Origin of the sequence: Pseudomonas sp. SWRI92, assembly GCF_014268685.1 — a bacterium.
GTDB classification, from domain to species: domain Bacteria; phylum Pseudomonadota; class Gammaproteobacteria; order Pseudomonadales; family Pseudomonadaceae; genus Aquipseudomonas; species Aquipseudomonas marvdashtae.
Map to the genome: position 1 here is coordinate 21,395 of NZ_JABWQY010000023.1, position 17,532 is coordinate 38,926.

Annotated in this window: 16 protein-coding genes; 7 read left to right on the forward strand and 9 right to left on the reverse strand. The window is 61.0% G+C overall.

What is annotated here, in order from left to right; all coding sequences use genetic code 11:
- Window positions 1-225: 225 nt before the first annotated feature.
- From HU762_RS24735 to HU762_RS24745, 3 genes are all read left to right on the forward strand, one after another.
- Entirely contained in the window at window positions 226-726 is a 501-nt protein-coding gene (locus tag HU762_RS24735; RefSeq protein WP_186641348.1) for a sigma-70 family RNA polymerase sigma factor, read from the forward strand.
- Complete coding sequence (locus HU762_RS24740) at window positions 716-1,717, forward strand: FecR family protein (protein WP_186641350.1); 1,002 nt, start codon at window positions 716-718, stop codon at window positions 1,715-1,717. Before HU762_RS24735 ends, HU762_RS24740 begins: the two co-directional genes overlap by 11 nt.
- Window positions 1,718-1,804: 87 nt before the next feature.
- Entirely contained in the window at window positions 1,805-4,309 is a 2,505-nt protein-coding gene (locus HU762_RS24745) for a TonB-dependent siderophore receptor (protein ID WP_186641351.1), read from the forward strand.
- 136 nt (window positions 4,310-4,445) lie between these two features.
- Here the strand turns inward: HU762_RS24745 and HU762_RS24750 are convergent, their stop codons facing one another.
- Window positions 4,446-5,519 carry a fatty acid desaturase gene (locus tag HU762_RS24750; protein ID WP_186641352.1) on the reverse strand — a complete coding sequence of 358 codons (1,074 nt, stop codon included), beginning with the start codon at window positions 5,517-5,519 and terminating at the stop codon, window positions 4,446-4,448.
- 100 nt (window positions 5,520-5,619) lie between these two features.
- Between HU762_RS24750 and HU762_RS24755 the strand changes: the two genes are divergently transcribed.
- Window positions 5,620-6,624 carry an AraC family transcriptional regulator gene (locus HU762_RS24755; protein WP_186641353.1) on the forward strand — a complete coding sequence of 335 codons (1,005 nt, stop codon included), beginning with the start codon at window positions 5,620-5,622 and terminating at the stop codon, window positions 6,622-6,624.
- Between the two features lie 223 nt (window positions 6,625-6,847).
- On the opposite strand, the gene HU762_RS24760 is transcribed toward HU762_RS24755, so the two are convergent.
- Complete coding sequence (locus HU762_RS24760; protein ID WP_186641354.1) at window positions 6,848-7,096, reverse strand: helix-turn-helix transcriptional regulator; 249 nt, start codon at window positions 7,094-7,096, stop codon at window positions 6,848-6,850.
- Between the two features lie 176 nt (window positions 7,097-7,272).
- Window positions 7,273-7,959, reverse strand: coding sequence for a Crp/Fnr family transcriptional regulator (locus tag HU762_RS24765; protein ID WP_186641355.1), 687 nt, complete (start codon window positions 7,957-7,959; stop codon window positions 7,273-7,275).
- An 87-nt stretch (window positions 7,960-8,046) separates the two neighbouring features.
- Here HU762_RS24765 and HU762_RS24770 point away from each other — a divergent pair, with 87 nt between their 5' ends.
- Window positions 8,047-8,571, forward strand: a complete 525-nt coding sequence (locus HU762_RS24770; protein ID WP_186641356.1) for an Mpo1-like protein — start codon at window positions 8,047-8,049, stop codon at window positions 8,569-8,571.
- Window positions 8,572-8,608: 37 nt separating this feature from the next.
- Here the strand turns inward: HU762_RS24770 and HU762_RS24775 are convergent, their stop codons facing one another.
- The 5 genes from HU762_RS24775 to oscA form a co-directional block, all read right to left on the reverse strand.
- Window positions 8,609-9,598, reverse strand: coding sequence for a sulfate ABC transporter ATP-binding protein (locus HU762_RS24775; RefSeq protein WP_186641358.1), 990 nt, complete (start codon window positions 9,596-9,598; stop codon window positions 8,609-8,611).
- A gap of 3 nt (window positions 9,599-9,601) precedes the next feature.
- Entirely contained in the window at window positions 9,602-10,471 is an 870-nt protein-coding gene (cysW, locus tag HU762_RS24780) for a sulfate ABC transporter permease subunit CysW (protein ID WP_186613959.1), read from the reverse strand.
- Window positions 10,472-10,484: 13 nt separating this feature from the next.
- Window positions 10,485-11,303, reverse strand: coding sequence for a sulfate ABC transporter permease subunit CysT (cysT, locus tag HU762_RS24785; RefSeq protein WP_186641360.1), 819 nt, complete (start codon window positions 11,301-11,303; stop codon window positions 10,485-10,487).
- A gap of 80 nt (window positions 11,304-11,383) precedes the next feature.
- Window positions 11,384-12,397, reverse strand: coding sequence for a sulfate ABC transporter substrate-binding protein (locus HU762_RS24790; RefSeq protein ID WP_186641361.1), 1,014 nt, complete (start codon window positions 12,395-12,397; stop codon window positions 11,384-11,386).
- 123 nt (window positions 12,398-12,520) lie between these two features.
- A complete protein-coding gene (gene oscA / locus HU762_RS24795; protein WP_003186967.1) occupies window positions 12,521-12,703 on the reverse strand; it encodes a sulfur starvation response protein OscA in 183 nt (60 codons plus the stop codon).
- Between the two features lie 490 nt (window positions 12,704-13,193).
- On the opposite strand from oscA, the gene HU762_RS24800 reads away from it, so the two are divergent.
- The gene (locus HU762_RS24800; protein ID WP_186641362.1) at window positions 13,194-13,577 is read left to right on the forward strand and encodes a DUF6124 family protein; all 384 of its coding nucleotides are present in this window, start codon (window positions 13,194-13,196) and stop codon (window positions 13,575-13,577) included.
- Window positions 13,578-14,013: 436 nt separating this feature from the next.
- Here HU762_RS24800 and dibA read toward each other — a convergent pair whose 3' ends face one another.
- Window positions 14,014-15,921, reverse strand: coding sequence for a phosphodiesterase DibA (dibA, locus tag HU762_RS24805; protein ID WP_186641363.1), 1,908 nt, complete (start codon window positions 15,919-15,921; stop codon window positions 14,014-14,016).
- A 145-nt stretch (window positions 15,922-16,066) separates the two neighbouring features.
- Between dibA and desA the strand changes: the two genes are divergently transcribed.
- On the forward strand, window positions 16,067-17,251 hold the full coding sequence (gene desA, locus HU762_RS24810; protein ID WP_186613951.1) for a delta-9 fatty acid desaturase DesA: 1,185 nt from the start codon (window positions 16,067-16,069) through the stop codon (window positions 17,249-17,251).
- Window positions 17,252-17,532: the final 281 nt, after the last annotated feature.

Here is a 17,532-nt window from a genome sequence, read left to right on the forward strand (position 1 = left end):
TGTGCAACTTCCCTGTAAATGATGGGCAGGATATTGGATCCGCTCCATTTTGGTGCACGCATACCTCTCTGTCGGCCAGCCCGGGGAAAAAATTAGCCCCTTGTACAATTGTCCGACGAGATGGCACTCCACGCTGCTTGGGGCAGGCGAACGGTGGTTGCAAATTTGACTGGCCCTGATGACAATGCGACCTATTATCATTTGTGATACCAGGCCGGCGCGTTCATGTCATCTCCCCAGTTTGCAGTACAGGCGCTCTACAGCAGCCATCACGGCTGGCTCCACACATGGTTGCGCAGCCGATTGGGCAATGCCGCCGATGCGGCGGACCTGGCCCAGGACACCTTCGTGCGCCTGCTGCAACGTAGCGAACGCCTGGAACTCAAGACCCCTCGCGCCTTTCTGCGCACCATCGCCCAAGGCCTGGTGATCGACCATTGGCGTCGGGAAGAAATCGAACGTGCCTACCTGGAAACCATCGCGCATTTGCCGGAAGCACAAACGCCCAGCGCCGAAGCCCAGGCGTTGATCCTGGAACTGCTGGAAGCGATTGCCAGGATGCTCGAAGGGCTCAAGCCCAAAGTGCGCAGGGCGTTCCTGCTCGCCCAGTGTGAAGGCCTGACCTACAAGCAGATTGCTGAACAAATGGGCGTCTCGCTGCGGTCGGTGGAGCGTTACGTCGCCGATGCGCTGTACCACTGCTACGTGCTGCGCTATGCAGACTGAGCCAGTGCAGACTCCGCTGGGCCGAGGTCGCGGCCCCTCACAGCAAGTGGTCAAGCAAGCGATCCATTGGCTGCTGCGCCTGCGCAACCATGCCGCCAACCCGGCCCTGCGCCAACAGTGCGAGGCTTGGCGCATCGCTCATCACGATCACGAATTGGCTTGGCAACGGGTGCAATCGCTACACAGTGAATTGACCGCCAACCTGCGAGCCGTGCCCGGCGCCCACGTCGCCCTCGAAACGCTGGAAACCAGCGCCCAGCGCCTCGGCCGGCGCCAGGCCCTGAAGCTGCTGTCTGGCGTGGCCGTGCTGGGCTGCGCCGCCTGGCTGGGCAAAGACCTCGGCTGGCAGCCATGGAACGCCGACTTCGCCACCGCCACGGGCGAGCGACGCGGCTTCCAACTGCCGGACGGCACACGGCTTGAACTCAATACCAACAGCGCCGCCGACCTCGACTACACCGCCACGCAACGCCTGATCACGTTGGCGCGCGGCGAAATAATGGTCACCTGCGGTCGCGATCCCGCGCGCCCATTGTTGGTGAAAAGTCGGCATGGCGAGTTCGAGGGGCTGGAAGGACGCTTCGTCGTGCGCCAAGACAACGATTGCACACGCCTGAGCGTCACCAGTGGTCGGGTCGCCATTGCCTCGCACCGGGACAGCGAGGGTGAGCCGATCCAGGTCAATGCCGGCCAAAGCTATTTGATCACCGCATCGGCAGCGACCCTGGCGCCGCCATTGGACATGGACGCCGGCGCTTGGGCGGACGGATTGATCGTGACGCGAAACATGCGCCTGGAAGATTTTCTCAACGAGGTCAGCCGCTACCGTCGCGGCTACCTGAAATGCGCCGCAGCGGTGGCGGACCTGCGCCTGTCCGGGGTGTTCCGCCTGGACGATATCGACAAGATGCTGGCCGTGCTTCCACGCACGCTGCCGGTGCAATTGCGTTATCGGACCCGCTGGTGGGTCACGGTGGAACGTCCGGCCTGATTTTTTTTTGGCGGGTTTTGCCAAGGCGTCCGGCTAGGACAGTAAGCAACGCTTATCTGCCTTCAGCGACTCCAACGGAAATCCATAATGACTGAGCGCGTAATCCCCAAGACCCCCTTTGGCTGTTCCTCGCAAACAAGCCTGCTGCGCCAGGCCATTCGTGCCACGCTGTTGAGCACCGCGCTGGGCGTCGGCGCCGTGCCGATGCTCGCCGTCGCGGCACAGGATGGCGTCAGCGCCAGTCACCAGAGCTACAACATCCCCGCCGGCCCATTGAGCGAGGTGCTCAACCAGTTCGCCCGCCAGGCCGGCATTACCCTAGCGAGCACGCCCGAGCAAACGGCTGGCATCCAGTCCCCGGGCCTTAAGGGCGAATACTCGGCGGACCAAGCCCTGAACCGACTGCTCAGCGGCTCAGGGTTGGTAGCGGTCGGCCAAGAGGGCAGTGGCTACGTGCTGCAAGCCGAAGCCGCGGACAGCACACTCGCGCTGCCGACTACCGACGTCAAAGGATTTGCCTTGGGCAACGCCCTGGGCAGCATGCAAGGCTACAACGCCACCCACAGCCAGGTCGCGACCAAAACCAGTACCGCGCTGCGCGACACTTCGCAAAGCGTGTCCGTGGTGACCCGCGAGCAAATGGACGACCAAGGCGCGCAAACCGTGTCCCAGGCGATGCGCTATACCCCCGGCGTGTTGACCAACCCCTACGGCGCGACCCACCGCTACGACTACGTGGCGATGCGCGGCTTCAACGACGGCTCGGTGGACAACATCTACCTCGACGGCCTCAAGTCCATGGGCGACAGCGGTACCTACAGTTCCATGCAGGTCGATCCGTATTTCCTCGAGCGGGTGGACATTCTCAAGGGCCCGTCCTCGGTGCTCTATGGTCGCAGTTCACCGGGTGGCCTGGTGGCGCTGACCAGCAAAAAGCCGCTGTACGAGGCTTATCACCAGGTCCAGGCGACCGTCGGCACTCAAGGCCAGCGCGGCATGGGCTTCGATTTCAGCGGGCCGGTGGATGAGGACAAACGCATTGCCTATCGGCTGATTGGCCTGGCGGATACGTCCGATACCCAGTTCGATCACAACAAGGAAAAGCGTTTCGCCCTGGCGCCTACGGTGAGCATCGACTTCACCGAGGACACCTCGCTGACGCTGCAAGCCTACCTGCAACATGATCCCGACGGCGGCTACCACGGGGGCCTGCCGGCCGACGGCATGTTGCATCAACGCAACGGTCGCCGGATCTCGGAGCACTTCTTCGAAGGCGAGCCTGGGGTCGACGGCTACGAGCGCGACCAACAGTCGTTCGGTTATCAATTCGAACACCGTTTCAACGACGTCTTCACCGCCCGGCAGAACTTCCGCTACCTGGATTCGCAGGTCACCAACGATCAGGTCTACGCCTTCGGCTGGACCAGCCCCACCAGCAACGAGCTGAACCGTTATTACACCGGTGCCGAAGAGAAGGTGCATTCGTTCATCGTCGATAACATGCTGCAGGCAGAGTTCTTCACCGGGGCGTCCAAGCACACCCTGCTGATGGGCACCGACTACCAGCGGCGCAAAACCGTGGTGGACTGGACCAGCGGCACCCTGGCCCCGGTCCACGCCTTCGACCCGGTCTATGGCAACTCGGCTATCGATAATCGCAATGACACCAGCTATTTGCGGCGTCTGGAGCAGACCGGTGTCTATCTGCAAGACTTGATCGAAATGGACAAGTGGCGCTTCTCCCTCGGCCTGCGCCAGGATTGGGTCGAGACTTCGGACGAAAACCGCATCGCCGAATTCGGTCGCCCGCAAGGCACTGAGATCAATGACAAGCGCACCAAGCTCACCGGCCGCGTCGGGGCGCTTTACCTGTTCGATAACGGCCTGGCGCCGTACATCAGCTATTCCGAGTCGTTCAACCCCAACTCCTACGCCGACAGCGCCGGCAATCCGCTGCCGCCGACCGACGGCAAGCAATGGGAAGTGGGCCTGAAATACCAGCCGCCAGGCACGGATGATTTGTATACCGCCTCGCTGTTTCGCATCGACCAGGAGAACCTCGCGACCAAGCAGCCCCAGGACGACTTCTATCGAGCAGTCGGTGCCGTGCGTTCCCAGGGCCTGGAGCTGGAAGCGCACATGCAACTGACCGAGCAATTCAAGGTGTTGGGCAGCTATACCTTCACTGACATTGAATATTCGAAGTCGATGGTCAGCGACCTGAGCACGCCCACCAACATCATCGAAAACAAAGGCAACTCACCGACCCAAGCCCCGCGTCACATGGCCTCGGTGTGGGCCGACTACAAGTTCGACAGCGGCGCTCTCGACGGCCTGCGACTGGGCGGCGGCGTGCGTTATGTCGGCTACAGCTGGGTCGACGCGGAGAACACCATGAAGGTGCCGTCGTATACGCTGTTCGATGCCTCGGTTGGGTATGACTTGGGCAAGGTCGGCTTGAAAGGCGTGGATGTACGCCTGAACGCCAACAACCTGACCAACGAAACCTACGTCGCTTCGTGCGCCAGCCTGAATTTCTGCTACATGGGTGAAGAGCGCAACGTGGCGGCCACGGTGAGTTATCAGTTCTGACCTATTCCCTGGCTTAACTCATTCTCCGTGGCGAGGGAGCTTGCTCCCGCTCGGTTGCGTAGCGACCGCAAGATCTTGGGGCTGCTACGCAGCCCAGCGGGAGCAAGCTCCCTCGCCACAAAGGCTTGTCTTTGCCTTAGGCCTGAACCGCCTTCGCCTCCTCCCTCGCAACGCCTTCCTTGCCCACAAACCGATTCGCCCGCCCAAACGTGCCGAAATCATTGAACCGCACGCCCATCTCGCGCATCACCTTGTGCGCCACCGGCACCGTCATCTGGCGGATGTAGAACGGCTCCTTCACCACAAAATGGTGAATGCCGTGGCTGCTGCCGAAATTGAAGCAGAACGCCTGCAACGGCCATAGCCACCACGGGTTGAGCACCTGGGTTTGCTGGATGACATTGCCTGCCTCGATGTCGCCGTAGTAGTGCATGTTCGAGCTGATGAAGTGCAGGCAAAAGGTGCGCAGCACGTTTGGCCCGATGATCACCACCGCCGCGATATCGATCACGTGCATCACCGCCAAGGTGTTCGCCGACCAGTCGATGGAGGTGCCCAGCAACCCGGCAACTGCGTTGGCGCCATGGAAACCGAGAAACACATACCAGGCGCCCCAGTGCAGCAACGCCAGCGGAAAATAAACCTTCAGCGTGCGCTTGAGGATGCTGCGCTTGTGCGCCCAGGTCTTGGCTCGCAACAGGCGAATGAACGCCGACATCACGTTGTCGCCGACCATCAGCAAGCGTGCCAGCCCCCACGGCTCGCCATTGGTAATGGCGCGCTCTTCCAAGTCCGCTTCGCTGCCGGAAACCTTGTGATGGTTGAGATGCAAATGGCGGCGAATCCACGGATTGATCGTGCTCGGCCGCGCGAGCCACACCAGGCCCATCATCAGGTTGTGAGGCGCGCGCTGCTTGCGAAAATACATGCTGTGGATCAGGTCATGTTCCAACTCATGGGTCAGGGAGGCGAAAAATGCGTTGAGCAGCAGGCAGGCCCAACCGGCTAGATAACCCGCGATATAGAGCCACGCAGCCCCCATCATTCCCGCCAGGGCAAAGATCAGGATGCCCGCGCCAAGGGCGTCCTGGTGCCGCAAGATCGGGTAGCGCTGGCGCAACGCTTCGCCTCGGGCCAGGACCACTTGGCGAATATGGGCGGCTCGTTGTTGTGCATTCAATCGGTCGGGGCTTGCGCATGTGCCGTGCATGGCTTACATCCTCTGTTATCGATGTGCTCATCCTGCCGGGCGTTGTCTCACAGGGTGGTAGCCGTAAACGCCAACCTGTTGACCGCAAGCGCCAATCGCCATGACGGAACCGACCTCTCTCGCCAGCTGGACCCGCGCCCTGCGCAAACAGCTCGATGCACTGGGCCTGGACAGCCACGCCCTGTGCCTGGAGGCGGGCCTGGATCCGCAATTGATGGACGACCCCAATGCCCGTTATCCGCTCTCGGGCACTACCCGCTTGTGGGCGCTGGCCGTGCAAGCGAGCGGGGACCCGGCGATCGGCCTGCGGGTGTCGCGCTTCGTCAGCCCCACCACCTTTCACGCCCTGGGTTATGCCCTGGTGGCCAGCGGCAGCCTGCGGGAAGTGTTCGAGCGGATTGTCAGGTATCACGCGGTGGTCAGCGACGCGCTGATCCTGCACCTGAGCCGTGGCGAAGACCGCTACCGCTTCAGCCTCGATGTGCCGCCGCATGGCCCGGCGCCGGCCTTCGAGGCCATCGATGCGTTCGCGGCGATCTACGTGCGCACCTGCCGCAACCGCCTCGGCCGCGATTACGCACCGCTGGCGGTGTATCTGCGGCGCCCGGAACCGGCAGACCCGGCCCCTTGGCATAAAGTCTTCCGCTCACCGGTGCATTTCGACGCTGCGCAGGATTGCCTGGAATTCAGCTTCATCGACTTCGACAGTCACCTGGACGACGCCAACCCGGAGCTGGCCGAACACAACGAAACCGTGCTCAAGCGCACCCTCGCCCAACTTCAGCCGCTGACCTGGGAGCGCAAGGTCCGCGCCGCCATCGAAGCCCAACTGCCCGAAGGCGAACCCAGCGCCGAACGCATCGCCCAAGCCATGCACCTGAGTCTGCGCAGCCTGCAGCGACACCTGGCCGACGAAGGCTGCCGCTTCGACGCCTTGCTCAACGAATGCAGGGAAAATCTCGCGCTGCTGCACCTGCGAGATCCGCAATGCTCATTGAGCGAAGTCAGCTATCTGCTGGGCTTTGCCGACACCAGCAGTTTCAGCCGCGCGTTCAAGCGCTGGACGGGGATGACGCCGGGGCAGTTTCGGGATGGGTTGCGGTAGAGCCTTGCAGTTGCCTGGGTTGACCCAATCGCGAGCAAGCTCGCTCTCACATTGGAAGCGGCATGACCGCGATATCTGCGCCAACACCGGTCCTGTGGGAGCTTCGCGATAGCGGTGGATCAGTTGACAGTGGGTTTAAGGCTGCGTGCAAGCCCTGCGGTCCAAACCTCGATCATGGCCCGTCCAGTCAAACCGTTGATTAGCGCCCATGTAATGGCGTATTTCAGCCATGGAATGGGTGCTTCCTCAAGAAGTCGAGCGTAGGACGCTCCAATGGTCGGGCAACCGCTGTTAGCTCGTAGCCAAAACCATTGAGGATCGCTTCGACCTTACGGATCCCGACTTCAGCAATGGTGTTGTTTTCGATGCCGGAAATCGTGGCACGGCTCATGCCGTACCGTGCAACCAATGCCTGCTGGGAGAGGCGGTGTTCTTTACGCAGTCGCCTGATCAATTCGCCAAGAGTTTTCATGTTTGGACTCCGCATCGTATGCAGTGCATAAATTAAAAAAAACTAAATATGCACAGTATTTGATTCAAATTTGGGAGCGGGCTTGCTCGCGAAGAGGACTGCACAGGCAACATCCCAACCAACAGACTCACCGCTTTCGCGAGCAAGCCCGCACCCACAGACGCTGTGGCCGGACCTCAGACCGAAGTCAACGCCCGCAACCGCTCGATGTCCAGGATCTCGATCTCGCCATAGCCAAGATGAAGAATGCCCTGCCCCTGCAAATCCTTGAGGATGTGATTGGTGGTCTGGCGCGACAGCGACAGCATCGACGCGAGCTGTTCCTGGGGCAATTGCAAGACCCGGCGCGCCGATTCGATTTCGCCGTAGCCTTCGGCGATCAGCAGCAGGCGATGGGCCAGTCGCGCCGCGGCGGGCATCACACTCAAATGTTCGAGATTGATAAACGTCAGGCGCAGCTTGTGGCTCATCAGCAGCGCCAGGTGCCGCCAATGGACGGGTTGCTCTTGCAGGAAAGCCAACAGTGCGGTTTGAGGCAAATGCAGCAATGTGCACGGTCCCACGCCCACCGCATCGTGCGTGCGCGCCTGGCCATCGAACAGGCAGATTTCACCGAACCAATGCGGCGACTCCACTACGCTCAGCAACGCTTCCTTGCCCTGCTCGCTGACAGCGCCGATCCGCACCGCGCCCTCGAGCACGGCGTACAGGCCGCACGGCGGATCGCCGCGCTTGAACAACCGCTGCCCTGGCGACAAGTGACGCTCCCGCGCCATGCCCAGCAGACTATTCTGTAACTCAGCGGGCAAATGACTGTACCAATGGCCGGTCAGCAGATGCGTGTGCCAGGGGTGCGAATTCATGGAAACTCCGGGACAAGTGTCGGCTAGCTGACAGAGCGCCTTGTGAAACCTGGGCATCATGCAGGCATCACCTCAGGAGGAACAACAATGAAAAGCCTCGTCGATCATCTCAGTCAATACGCGGCGTACCACCGCGATCCGCGCAACATCGCCAGCCACTTCATCGGCATACCGCTGATATTCGTCGCCGTCGCGGTGCTGTTGTCACGGCCGGGATGGCCGGTTGGCGCGGTCCTGGTCTCTCCCGCGCTGCTCGTGGCGATGGCAAGTGCCTGGTTTTATCTGCGCCTGGAGCTGCGCCTGGGTGTGCTGATGGCCGTGCTGCTGGGGCTTTCCGTCTGGCTGGGCCAAGTGCTCGCGGCGCAAAGCACCACCGTATGGCTGGGCAGTGGCCTGGGCATGTTCCTGGTGGGCTGGGTGATCCAGTTTGTCGGCCACTATTACGAAGGCCGCAAACCGGCGTTCGTCGATGACCTGACCGGGCTGATTGTCGGGCCGTTGTTTGTCGTGGTCGAAGCGGCTTTCCTGCTGGGCATGCGCCACGATCTCAAACAGCAGATCGAGACGCAGGCCGGGCCAGTAAGAGTCAATCCGAAGCGGGCTGCCGCCTGAGGAAGCATCGCGAGCACGCTCGCGATGGCTTTTGCTGTTAAAGATTGGCGACTTTTTGCCAGACCTTCGGCTTGAAGAACAGTGTCTCGCCCTTCGCCAGGCCCACGAGGCTGTCGTGGTCCTTCACCACTTCGGCCTCGATCAGTTCGCTCTGGCCTTCCACCTTCAACGTTACCCGGGTGGTCGCGCCTAGCGGGCGAATGTCGCGCACTTCGGCGGCGTGATGATCTTCCAGCTCCGAGCGCGACAGCGACACTTCATGCGGGCGGAACAGCACATGGCGGTCTTCGCCCAGGTGCAGCCGGTTCGAGTCACCGAGGAAGTGGTACACGAAATCGCTGGCCGGGTTCTCGTATACATCGCCCGGTGAGCCGATCTGCTCGATCACGCCCTTGTTCATCACCACGATCCGGTCGGCGACTTCCATGGCCTCTTCCTGGTCGTGGGTCACGAACACCGAGGTCAGGTTGATGTCCTCGTGCAGCCGCGCCAACCAGCGGCGCAGTTCCTTGCGGACCTTGGCGTCGAGGGCGCCGAACGGTTCGTCCAGCAGCAATACCTTCGGCTCCACCGCCAGGGCGCGGGCCAGGGCGATGCGCTGGCGCTGGCCGCCGGACAGCTGCTCCGGGTAGCGGTCAGCGAGCCAATCCAATTGCACCATATTCAATAGCTCGTGGACCTTGGTCGCGATCTCGCTTTCGTTCGGACGCTGGTTCTTGGGCTTCATGCGCAAGCCAAAGGCGACGTTATCGAACACGGTCATGTGGCGGAACAAGGCGTAGTGCTGGAACACGAAACCGACGTTGCGATCACGCACGTCATGGCCGGACACGTCCTCGCCATGGAAGACAATGTTGCCTTGGTCGGGCGTTTCGAGGCCGGCGATGATTCGCAGCAGCGTGGTCTTGCCACAGCCCGACGGGCCGAGCAGCGCCACCAGCTCGCCGCTCTGGATGTCCAGGCTGATATCGTCGAGGGCCTTGAAGGCGTTGAAATTCTTGCTGACGTTACGGACTTCGATCGACATGACTTATTCCTCCGCGGCGCTGGCGCGCAGGCGGTTGATTCGGTTTTCGCTCCACTGCTTGAGCAGCAGGATGAAGAGCGCCAGGATCAGCAACAGGCTCGCCACGGCGAACGCGGCCACGTGGTTGTATTCGTTGTAGAGGATCTCGACGTGCAGCGGCAGGGTGTTGGTCACCCCGCGAATGTGCCCGGACACCACCGACACCGCGCCGAATTCGCCCATGGCCCGGGCGGTACACAGCACCACGCCATAGATCAGGCCCCACTTGATGTTCGGCACGGTGACATGCCAGAACATCTGCCAGCCATTGGCGCCCAATAGACGCGCGGCCTCTTCTTCCTGGGTGCCCTGCTCTTGCATCAGCGGGATCAGCTCACGGGCCACGAACGGCACCGTGACGAAAATCGTCGCCAGCACGATGCCCGGCAGCGCAAACACGATCTGGATGTCGTGATCCGACAGCCACGGACCGAACAGGCCCTGGGCGCCGAACATCAGCACATAGACCAGGCCAGCGATCACCGGCGACACCGAGAACGGCAGGTCGATCAGCGTCACCAGCATGCTTTTGCCGCGGAACGAGTATTTGCTCACGCACCACGCAGCGCTGACCCCGAACACCAGATTCAACGGCACCGAGATCAACACCGCGAACACCGTGAGCTTGAGCGCCGACAACGCATCGGGTTCGAAGATCGCTGCGAAGAACGTCCCCAGGCCCGACTTCAAGCCCTGGGACACGACGATGAACAGCGGCAACAACAGAAACAGTGCAAAAATCAGCCAGCCGAGGCCGATCAGGATGCGCCGCGAAACCGCGCTGCCGCGACGGGCAGCGTTGGTGGAGGCGGCGGAAATAGACGATTGGGACATGGTTCGCGCCTCCTTATGGGGTTTCGATGCGCCGCTGCAGCAAATTGATCAGCAGCAACAGGACGAAGGAAACCACCAGCATCAGCACGCCGATGGAGGTGGCGCCGGTGTAGTCGTATTGGTCGAGCTTGACCATGATCAGCAACGGCAGGATCTCGGTTTTCATCGGCATGTTGCCGGCGATGAAAATCACCGAACCGTACTCACCCACGCCACGGGCAAAGGCCAGGGCGAAACCGGTCAACCAGGCCGGCAACAACGCCGGCACGAGGATGTGGCGGAACACCTGCCACGGCTTGGCACCCAGGCAGGCGGCGGCTTCTTCGACTTCACGGGGAATATCAGCCAGCACCGGCTGCACCGTGCGCACCACGAACGGCAGCGTCACGAACGTCAGCGCCAGGGTGATACCCAGCGGGGTGTAGGCGATTTTGAAACCCAGGTCGGTGGCGAACTGTCCGACCAGGCCGGTCGGCGCGTACAGCGCGGTCAGGGCAATACCGGCCACCGCGGTGGGCAGGGCGAACGGCAGGTCGATCATCGCATCGATGATCTTGCGACCCGGGAAGGTGTAGCGCACCAGCACCCAGGCCAGCAACGTACCGATCACGCCGTTGATGATGGCGGCGCAGAGCGCGGTGCCGAAACTGAGTTTCAGGGCTGCCAGCACCCGCGGCGCCGAAATGATCGTCCAGAACTGATCCCAGGTGAGTTGGGCGGCATGCACGAACATCGCCGCCAGCGGAATGAGCACAATCAGACTGAGGTACACCAGGGTGTAACCCAGCGTCAGCCCGAAGCCGGGTATGACGGGGGATATGCGACGCGACATAAAGGTCCTTGGTTGAGAACGCGCTTACCGTGGCGAGGGAGCTTGCTCCCTCGCCACAATGGATCCGGGGTCTATTCAGCTTACTGCGCCTGATAGATCTGGTCGAACACGCCGCCATCGTTGAAGAATTTCGGCTGGGCAGTTTTCCAGCCGCCGAAGTCCTTGTCGATGGTCACCAGGTCCAGTTTCGGGAATTGCCGTGAATACTTGGCGGCCACGTCCTTGTCCCGTGGGCGATAAAAATTCTTCGCGGCGATTTCCTGACCGGCCGGGCTGTACAGGTGCTTGAGGTACGCTTCGGCGATTTCGGCATTACCCTTCTTCTCGGCGTTCTTGTCCACCACCGCCACTGGCGGTTCGGCGAGAATCGACAGCGACGGCACGACGATGTCGAACTTGTCGGCGCCGCCATCTTCTTTCAACGCCAGGAACGCTTCGTTTTCCCACGCGAGCAACACGTCGCCCTGACCGTTGTTCACGAACGTGATGGTCGAGCCACGGGCGCCGGTGTCGAGGATCGGCACGTGCTTGAACAGCGCCTGCACATATTCCTTGGCCTTGGCCTCGTCGCCACCGTTGGCTTTCAAGCCATAGGCCCACGCGGCGAGGAAGTTCCAGCGTGCGCCGCCGGAGGTTTTCGGGTTCGGCGTGATGACCGACACGTCGTTTTTAATCAGGTCTCCCCAATCCTTGATGCCCTTGGGATTGCCCTTGCGCACCAGGAACACAATGGTCGAGGTGTAAGGCGTGCTGGCGTCCGGCAGGCGTTTTTGCCAATCCACCGGCAGGGATTTGCCCAGCTTGGCGATTTCATCGATGTCTCCGGCCAGGGCCAGGGTCACCACGTCGGCGCGCAGGCCATCGATCACCGCCCGGCCTTGCTTGCCCGAGCCACCGTGGGACTGTTGGATCTTCACGGTGTCGTCCGGGTGGGCTTTTTTCCAGAAGCTGGCGAATTCGGCGTTGTAGTCCTGGTACAGCTCGCGGGTCGGGTCGTAGGACACGTTGAGCAGCTCGTAATCCTTGGCAACCGCGGAACCTGCAAAAACAGCGCTGGCCAGGGCGGCCAAGGCATAACGGCGAATCGACGACATGGTGAAAGCTCCTGGAATTCTGGTTTTTATGGCTTCTGGAAATCGGGTGACCCGCACAAGATCGCAGCCTGCGGCAGCTCCTACACCAAACCCCCGGTAGCGGCGGCCACAGGCTGCGATCCTTCAGCTCGGTTTATGACTCGGCTGCTGCAAGCGGAATTTTTCCTTGCGCTCGATCTGGACCACTTGGGCGTTGTGCACGGTGATCTCCACCGCGCCAAAGCGCAGGTCACGCAAGGCACTCTGGATCTCGCGCAAAATGGTTGCTTCGTCCTGGCCGTCAACGCTACGTAGAGATGCGCTCATGCTGCTGCTCCTTTGAATGAATGCCTGGCAGTGGGCGGCACTGCTTGCGGCGTGGGAGCAATACTAGATAAAGCGGGATATTCTTAAAAAGACTATTTAAGAATTTTTATATAACCAAAATCTCAACTCGAATTTGGCGTCCTACGGCAGGAGTGATTGCCGGCCATTCCCCTGCAATGTCGTCGGAGATTTCCTTCAAAACGTGGCGCTTTGCGTGAACTAGGCAGCCCGGTCATGCACCGCTAACCTCTGTTCGTCATCGCAAAAAACGGTGACACGGACGTGCAAGTCCGGTACATATCGGCGCGCAACTGCCAAGCCAAACGGCCTACGCTCGTATTGGCATGTTTATGGCGGCTGCGCGCGGGAGACTCTCGCAGTCTGCCGGGTCCGATATGCCCGGTCTTGCACACCCGCGCACAGCTGCCACCTTCTTCGGTGCAACGAGAGGTGCCAGTTTTCCAATCAATTACATATCGGGTAATTAATCATGTTCAAAGTCACTCCAAATCCGCCAGAAAATAGCCACAAATCCCGCGTCGAAATCCTCGAAGAACAGAGGCTCGAAGACGCCACCAACCGCGCCCTCGACTATTACCTCAAACCCAAACCCGCCTCACCGCCAGAGCCCGACAAAGACCAACTCTTCATCGTCTCCCCCCACATCGACACCGAAACCCTGCTCGCCAACGCCTCCGAAGACCTGCTCTCCATCAGCACCATCGCCGCCGACCTGGCCGACGACATCGACGAATCACGCCGCTGCGTAGCGCTGGCAATCAGCCGCATGGCCGATGGGGTTAAGTTGCTGGTTGAGCGAGCGTTGGATCATTTGGAAACGAAGGAGATGGCGGCGCACAGCGCCAAGGGATAACGCATACATTGGGGCAAGCTGAGCCGGCGCGAGCAGGCCCGCTCCCAAAGAAGATACGCGGTCCCATTAAGAACCAGGTCGGCTCTAAGGCCGCCTCGCGGCGGACGTTGATCTCGGCGCCCCGTTAACCACGCTGGCCAAACGCAGGTCTTGCGTAGTGGGCATCCCGGCATGGATGCCGGGATAGCTGCGCTGGGCCATGGATGGCCCTTCGCAGCGGGCCCACGGAGCAAGGCCTGCGTTTGGGCACACCGAGCCTAGGCGAGGTGCCGAGTGGTGGGGCAAAGCCTTTTTGGTTACTTTTTTGGCGTCTGAAAAAAGTGACCCGCCGTAAGGGCGGAACCCTAAGCAGCCGTTACCGCAGCAACGGATATGTACCCGCCCGCTTTGCGGTGACTAAGGGATCGTTCAAGGCCAACATCAATCCCACTGACAATCAAGCAATAACCGGCGCCCGATCCCAGTCCAAATGCTGCGCCGCCACCGGCCGACCAAACCAGTACCCCTGCCCCAACTCACAGGCTTGGCCCAGCAAAAACGCCGCCTGCTCACGCTGCTCAATGCCTTCAGCGTGCACCTGCATGCCCATGCTGCGGGCCAGCGCAATAATCACCCGGACGATCGCCGCATCATCCTCATCCCACGGCAAGCCGGCGACAAAACCCTGGTCGATCTTCAGCTTCTGCACCGGCAAGCGCTTGAGCCGCAGCAGCGACGAATAACCCGTGCCGAAATCATCGATGGCCAGCCGCACGCCCAGCTCACGCAGGCGGTGCATCTGTTCCAGCGCCACTTCGGGATCCTCCATGACCGCGCTTTCGGTCACTTCCAATTCCAGAAAAGCCGGATCCAAGCCCGTGTCATGCAGTACGCGGGCGACCTGCTCGTACAATTCCCGACGGGCGAACAAGCGGCTGGAGACATTGACCGCGACGAACGACAGGACCACGCCGGCCTGCTGCCACCGACACATCTGCCGGCAGGCCTGGTCCATGACCCAGGCGTCGATCTGGGCGATCAACCCCGTGCGCTCGGCAATGGGTATGAACTCTGCCGGCGAAACCAGCCCGCGCGTGGGATGCTCCCAGCGCACCAGCGCCTCGACACCGACCAGACGGCTGGTGCCCAGGTCGTGCACCGGTTGGTAATGAACCCGCAATTCCTGCCGCTCCAATGCACGGCGCAGTTCGGAGGCGATCTCCACCCGTTGCTGGGCATGGGCGGTGAGCTCTTCGGTGTACAAGGCATAACCGTCACGTCCGCTGCTCTTGGCCTTGAACAGTGCCGAATCAGCGTTACGCAGCAATTGCCCGGCGCTGAGGGCATCGCCGGGAAACAGGCTGATGCCGATGCTCGCGTTGATAAACAGCGACTGGTTGCCGAGTTGCAGCGGCTCTTTCAGCGCATCGAGAATACGCCGGGCCAAGGCCGCCGCCTGACCGGGTTGCGAGCAGTTCTCCACCAGCACCGCGAATTCGTCACCGCCCAACCGGGCCAAGGTAACGCCCGGCGCAAACAACCCAAGAAAACGCTTGGCCACGCCTTTGAGCAACTCGTCACCCACGTTGTGCCCGAGGCTGTCGTTGATGTTCTTGAAATGATCCAGGTCCAGCAGCAACAGCGCACAACCACGCTTGTGTAGCTGCGCTGATGTAACGGCCTGCTCCGTACGATCGGAAAACAGCAGGCGATTGGGCAGGCCAGTCAACGGATCGTGATGGGCCAGGTGCGCCAGCTCATGCTCCGAGTCCTTGATTGCGCTGATGTCGGAAAAGACCGCGACGTAGTGGCTGACTTGGCCTTGTTCGTCGGCAACGGCGCGAATGGTTTGCCATTGCGGGTAGATCTCGCCACTTTTGCGTCGGTTCCAGATCTCACCGCTCCATTCGCCACGGCTGGACAGGGAAGCGAACATGTCCTGGTAGAAAGCCGGGCCATGACGACCGGACTTGAACAGATTGGGTCGCCGGCCCAGCACCTCCTCCCGACCATACCCGGTGATAGCCATGAATGCCCGGTTGACATGGACGATCAAGCCATGTCGATCCGTCACCAACACGCCCTCTCGCGTGCAATCGAACACTGCGGCAGCCTGGCGTAATCGCTCGCGATCAGCGCTGCGTTCGCCTTTGGCGAACAAACGCGAGCCGCGCACCCGCGCCAGGAAAATCAACCCGGCGCTGACCAGCACCCAGGCATAACCGTTGATCAGTTGCCAGCGAAGCCGGTCGGTTGAATGATCGAAGATACTGTTCAATAAATAACCAACCAGCTGCAACCAGGCGACTGATAGCACGAGGTAAAGCAATGCCCCACGCATGGCAGTGCGGTGATAAACAGTCATGCGGTCGTCCATGTCCCTGTAATGTGCGGGGATTATAGAGTAAGAAACATCCTGCCACTCTTATCTGAAAGGCCGACTGGTTTTATCGCTGAGGGTGGTGATAATGCAACGGCAGTTTCTATCTTTATCGAGGGCCCAACAGCCTATGTGGTACGAAGGTTTTCTTGGCTTGTCGGCCTGGTCGCTGGTGGCAGTCACCCTGCTGATGACCCACGTCACGATCATCAGCGTCACGGTCTACCTGCACCGTTATTCGGCTCACCGTTCCCTGGAACTCAACGCCGGCCTCAAGCATTTCTTCCGCTTCTGGCTGTGGCTGACCACGGCGCAGAATACTCGCGAGTGGACTGCCATCCACCGCAAGCATCACGCCAAATGCGAAACCGAGGATGACCCTCACAGTCCGGTCATCAAGGGTTTGTCTACCGTGTTGCGCAAAGGCGCCGAGTTGTATCGCGCCGAGGCGGAAAATCCGGAAACCCTGCGCATCTACGGCAAGAACTGCCCCGAGGACTGGATCGAGCGCAACCTCTATAGCCGCTATCCGCTGCTGGGCGTCGCCATCATGGGCGTGATCGATCTCCTGCTGTTCGGCACCATCGGCATCACCATCTGGGCCATCCAGATGATGTGGATCCCGGTCTGGGCTGCCGGCGTGGTCAATGGCCTGGGTCATGCCGTGGGCTATCGCAACTTCGAATGCCGCGACGCGGCGACCAACCTCGTGCCTTGGGGCATCCTGATCGGTGGCGAAGAGCTGCACAACAACCACCACACCTACCCCAATTCGGCCAAGCTCTCGGTGCGCAAATGGGAGTTCGACATGGGCTGGGCCTGGATCAAGGTCTTCAGTTTCCTGCGCCTGGCGAAAGTCCAGCGCGTAGCGCCGATTGCCCACCGGGTCGAAGGCAAGGGCCACCTGGACATGGATACCGCCATGGCCATCCTCAACAACCGTTTCCAGATCATGGCCCAGTACCGCCGGCTGGTCATCGCGCCGTTGGTCAAGCAGGAGCTGGAGAAAGTCGATCACTCGGTTCGTCACCAGTTCCATCGAGCCAAACGCCTGCTGTCGCGGGAAACCAGCTTGCTGGACGACCGTCACCACGTGCGTATCCAGAATATGCTGGAGCACAGCCAGGCACTGAAAGTGATCTATGAAAAACGCCTGGCCTTGCAGCAGATCTGGGTCAAGACCAGCAGCAACGGCCACGACATGCTCGCCGCGATCAAGGAGTGGGTCCACGAAGCCGAGGCCAGTGGCATTCAGTCCCTGCGCGACTTCGCCGATCAGCTCAAGACCTACTCGCTGCGACCTGCCACGGCCTGACCCGGCAACGCCATTTGAAGAAGGGCTTTCTGTGGCGAGGGAGCTTGCTCCCGCTGGGCTGCGCAGCAGCCCTTCTTTTTCTTGTGAGCGCTTCGCACTGGAGCGCCAGCAAGCTCCGTCGCCATAAGTTCAGCCCCCACAGTCAGGGCCGCCAATCTCCCCGCCCTTCGTCGCCTGCAAAGGAACTTCGCCCGTAATCCCCTATCTCAAGAGCACTTCGCCATCCTGGCGGGCTCTGGAGCAAGCGCGTGCAAATCCATAGCAATGCACGTTCTTTGAGA

Excerpts from the sequence above, each read along its gene's own strand:
- cysT (WP_186641360.1), bottom strand. The coding sequence starts at position 11,303 with ATGTCGCGTCGCATATCCCCCGTCATACCCGGCTTCGGGCTGACGCTG.
- HU762_RS24760 (WP_186641354.1), bottom strand. The coding sequence starts at position 7,096 with ATGAAAACTCTTGGCGAATTGATCAGGCGACTGCGTAAAGAACACCGC.
- HU762_RS24735 (WP_186641348.1), top strand. The coding sequence starts at position 226 with ATGTCATCTCCCCAGTTTGCAGTACAGGCGCTCTACAGCAGCCATCAC.
- HU762_RS24745 (WP_186641351.1), top strand. The coding sequence starts at position 1,805 with ATGACTGAGCGCGTAATCCCCAAGACCCCCTTTGGCTGTTCCTCGCAA.
- HU762_RS24755 (WP_186641353.1), top strand. The coding sequence starts at position 5,620 with ATGACGGAACCGACCTCTCTCGCCAGCTGGACCCGCGCCCTGCGCAAA.
- HU762_RS24770 (WP_186641356.1), top strand. The coding sequence starts at position 8,047 with ATGAAAAGCCTCGTCGATCATCTCAGTCAATACGCGGCGTACCACCGC.
- HU762_RS24790 (WP_186641361.1), bottom strand. The coding sequence starts at position 12,397 with ATGTCGTCGATTCGCCGTTATGCCTTGGCCGCCCTGGCCAGCGCTGTT.
- desA (WP_186613951.1), top strand. The coding sequence starts at position 16,067 with ATGTGGTACGAAGGTTTTCTTGGCTTGTCGGCCTGGTCGCTGGTGGCA.
- HU762_RS24740 (WP_186641350.1), top strand. The coding sequence starts at position 716 with ATGCAGACTGAGCCAGTGCAGACTCCGCTGGGCCGAGGTCGCGGCCCC.
- HU762_RS24750 (WP_186641352.1), bottom strand. The coding sequence starts at position 5,519 with ATGCACGGCACATGCGCAAGCCCCGACCGATTGAATGCACAACAACGA.
- HU762_RS24775 (WP_186641358.1), bottom strand. The coding sequence starts at position 9,598 with ATGTCGATCGAAGTCCGTAACGTCAGCAAGAATTTCAACGCCTTCAAG.
- dibA (WP_186641363.1), bottom strand. The coding sequence starts at position 15,921 with ATGACTGTTTATCACCGCACTGCCATGCGTGGGGCATTGCTTTACCTC.
- cysW (WP_186613959.1), bottom strand. The coding sequence starts at position 10,471 with ATGTCCCAATCGTCTATTTCCGCCGCCTCCACCAACGCTGCCCGTCGC.
- oscA (WP_003186967.1), bottom strand. The coding sequence starts at position 12,703 with ATGAGCGCATCTCTACGTAGCGTTGACGGCCAGGACGAAGCAACCATT.
- HU762_RS24765 (WP_186641355.1), bottom strand. The coding sequence starts at position 7,959 with ATGAATTCGCACCCCTGGCACACGCATCTGCTGACCGGCCATTGGTAC.
- HU762_RS24800 (WP_186641362.1), top strand. The coding sequence starts at position 13,194 with ATGTTCAAAGTCACTCCAAATCCGCCAGAAAATAGCCACAAATCCCGC.